1 CRISPR repeat array is annotated in these 3,035 nt (G+C 40.2%).

Annotation, left to right across the window (positions count from 1 at the left end):
- Nucleotides 1–25: 25 nt before the first annotated feature.
- Nucleotides 26–2,992: a CRISPR direct-repeat array (repeat unit 47 nt; unit sequence GTTGTTGGCGATACTGCAAATGTACGAGTTTTCAAGCAAATCACAAC).
- The last annotated feature ends 43 nt before the right edge of the window (nucleotides 2,993–3,035 follow it).

A 3,035-nucleotide genomic window follows, 5' to 3' on the forward strand; every position in this document is an offset into this window, starting at 1 on the left:
TAGTACAAATAGATATGGTATTTAAGTTGTTGGCGATACTGCAAATGTACGAGTTTTCAAGCAAATCACAACTGTTTCAGTGTCTGAAGGCCGTGATGGACAGTTGTTGGCGATACTGCAAATGTACGAGTTTTCAAGCAAATCACAACGGTAACAAGTTACCAACCATGCCCAAAAAGTTGTTGGCGATACTGCAAATGTACGAGTTTTCAAGCAAATCACAACCTATATCTATGCGTGCAGGTAAGACTTATGGTTGTTGGCGATACTGCAAATGTACGAGTTTTCAAGCAAATCACAACCATACTCGGTGGCGAGCAGCTCATAAAGGGTTGTTGGCGATACTGCAAATGTACGAGTTTTCAAGCAAATCACAACCATCGGGTTTCCCCTCTCGTTGAAATTCGAGTTGTTGGCGATACTGCAAATGTACGAGTTTTCAAGCAAATCACAACACTATTGCTCGTAACCGTTCTTTTTCAGAAGTTGTTGGCGATACTGCAAATGTACGAGTTTTCAAGCAAATCACAACAGCAATTTCTTGGCTACTTGTCTTACCAAAGTTGTTGGCGATACTGCAAATGTACGAGTTTTCAAGCAAATCACAACTGATGAGCAGTTACAGCAGGCAGTTGTTGTGTTGTTGGCGATACTGCAAATGTACGAGTTTTCAAGCAAATCACAACGCATGCGTACGTTCCATGCGTTCGGCAATTGTTGTTGGCGATACTGCAAATGTACGAGTTTTCAAGCAAATCACAACTACATCTTTTCCTAGGTTATCGCTTGAATGGTTGTTGGCGATACTGCAAATGTACGAGTTTTCAAGCAAATCACAACAGCATCCTCAAAGCCTTTCTTAATATTGTTGTTGTTGGCGATACTGCAAATGTACGAGTTTTCAAGCAAATCACAACTGCTGTCTTACTTGGCTGTGCGCATGGTGCGTTGTTGGCGATACTGCAAATGTACGAGTTTTCAAGCAAATCACAACTTTATCCCAACATTCCTTGTAACTTGGATAGTTGTTGGCGATACTGCAAATGTACGAGTTTTCAAGCAAATCACAACTGACCCTGAAACGCATTTCGCTGAGGTTTCGTTGTTGGCGATACTGCAAATGTACGAGTTTTCAAGCAAATCACAACTGTGAAAGTCTATCTCACTGCCAAAATCTAGTTGTTGGCGATACTGCAAATGTACGAGTTTTCAAGCAAATCACAACTTAGAGATAATTCCCTTACCGTGATATTCTGTTGTTGGCGATACTGCAAATGTACGAGTTTTCAAGCAAATCACAACCTGTTTTCGGGTCGTACTCCTCCATCCAAAGTTGTTGGCGATACTGCAAATGTACGAGTTTTCAAGCAAATCACAACCTCCATGAACAAAATTCAACGGCATCAAAGGTTGTTGGCGATACTGCAAATGTACGAGTTTTCAAGCAAATCACAACTATGTGCAAAGATAGCAAATAAAATCCTAGTTGTTGGCGATACTGCAAATGTACGAGTTTTCAAGCAAATCACAACTGCAAGACTTATTTGCGTTTCGCAAAAACAGTTGTTGGCGATACTGCAAATGTACGAGTTTTCAAGCAAATCACAACTTACATTTATATTTAGGTTAATAAGATAAAGTTGTTGGCGATACTGCAAATGTACGAGTTTTCAAGCAAATCACAACTAAATATTCTTGCTCTATCATAACTTTCCTGTTGTTGGCGATACTGCAAATGTACGAGTTTTCAAGCAAATCACAACTAGATTATGAATGAAGTTAATGAATCTCTGGTTGTTGGCGATACTGCAAATGTACGAGTTTTCAAGCAAATCACAACAGACGAAACAGAAGAGCAAAGCGCAAGGCGGTTGTTGGCGATACTGCAAATGTACGAGTTTTCAAGCAAATCACAACCCAATTTACGCGGGTTTGGGTCAAAAATTCGTTGTTGGCGATACTGCAAATGTACGAGTTTTCAAGCAAATCACAACAACGAATACAATGGGATTGGTAAACTCCTTGTTGTTGGCGATACTGCAAATGTACGAGTTTTCAAGCAAATCACAACTCGTGAGGCTGTTTTTCGTGCAGCCATTCAGTTGTTGGCGATACTGCAAATGTACGAGTTTTCAAGCAAATCACAACAATACGTTTACATACAAAACGCGTTTAGAGTTGTTGGCGATACTGCAAATGTACGAGTTTTCAAGCAAATCACAACCTATACTTCTCATGTGCTTTCTTTACAAGGGTTGTTGGCGATACTGCAAATGTACGAGTTTTCAAGCAAATCACAACTGATACTAATGTACGTAAATTTGACAAGTGGTTGTTGGCGATACTGCAAATGTACGAGTTTTCAAGCAAATCACAACTACCGATTACAACTTCTGTGGCAACGATGGTTGTTGGCGATACTGCAAATGTACGAGTTTTCAAGCAAATCACAACTAGATGCCATATTAATAACATCTAGCCCTTGTTGTTGGCGATACTGCAAATGTACGAGTTTTCAAGCAAATCACAACGATGTGACCGAGCCGCATAGAATAGAGCCGGTTGTTGGCGATACTGCAAATGTACGAGTTTTCAAGCAAATCACAACTCACATTGTCAACTCTGTTGTTAACTTCTTGTTGTTGGCGATACTGCAAATGTACGAGTTTTCAAGCAAATCACAACGGCTGCTCGATTATCTGCTTTATCTCGTCTGTTGTTGGCGATACTGCAAATGTACGAGTTTTCAAGCAAATCACAACTTTCGTAAACACCCGTTAGGCCGTCTTCAGTTGTTGGCGATACTGCAAATGTACGAGTTTTCAAGCAAATCACAACCAGAATAGATTATATATTGAGCCATACGCAGTTGTTGGCGATACTGCAAATGTACGAGTTTTCAAGCAAATCACAACAGTATATCAACCATAATGCAGAATAACGCAGTTGTTGGCGATACTGCAAATGTACGAGTTTTCAAGCAAATCACAACAGGGCTTCGACCGTGAAATTAACGTTGTCAGTTGTTGGCGATA

Origin of the sequence: Prevotella conceptionensis 9403948 (assembly GCF_000312305.1) — a bacterium.
Taxonomy (GTDB): domain Bacteria; phylum Bacteroidota; class Bacteroidia; order Bacteroidales; family Bacteroidaceae; genus Prevotella; species Prevotella conceptionensis.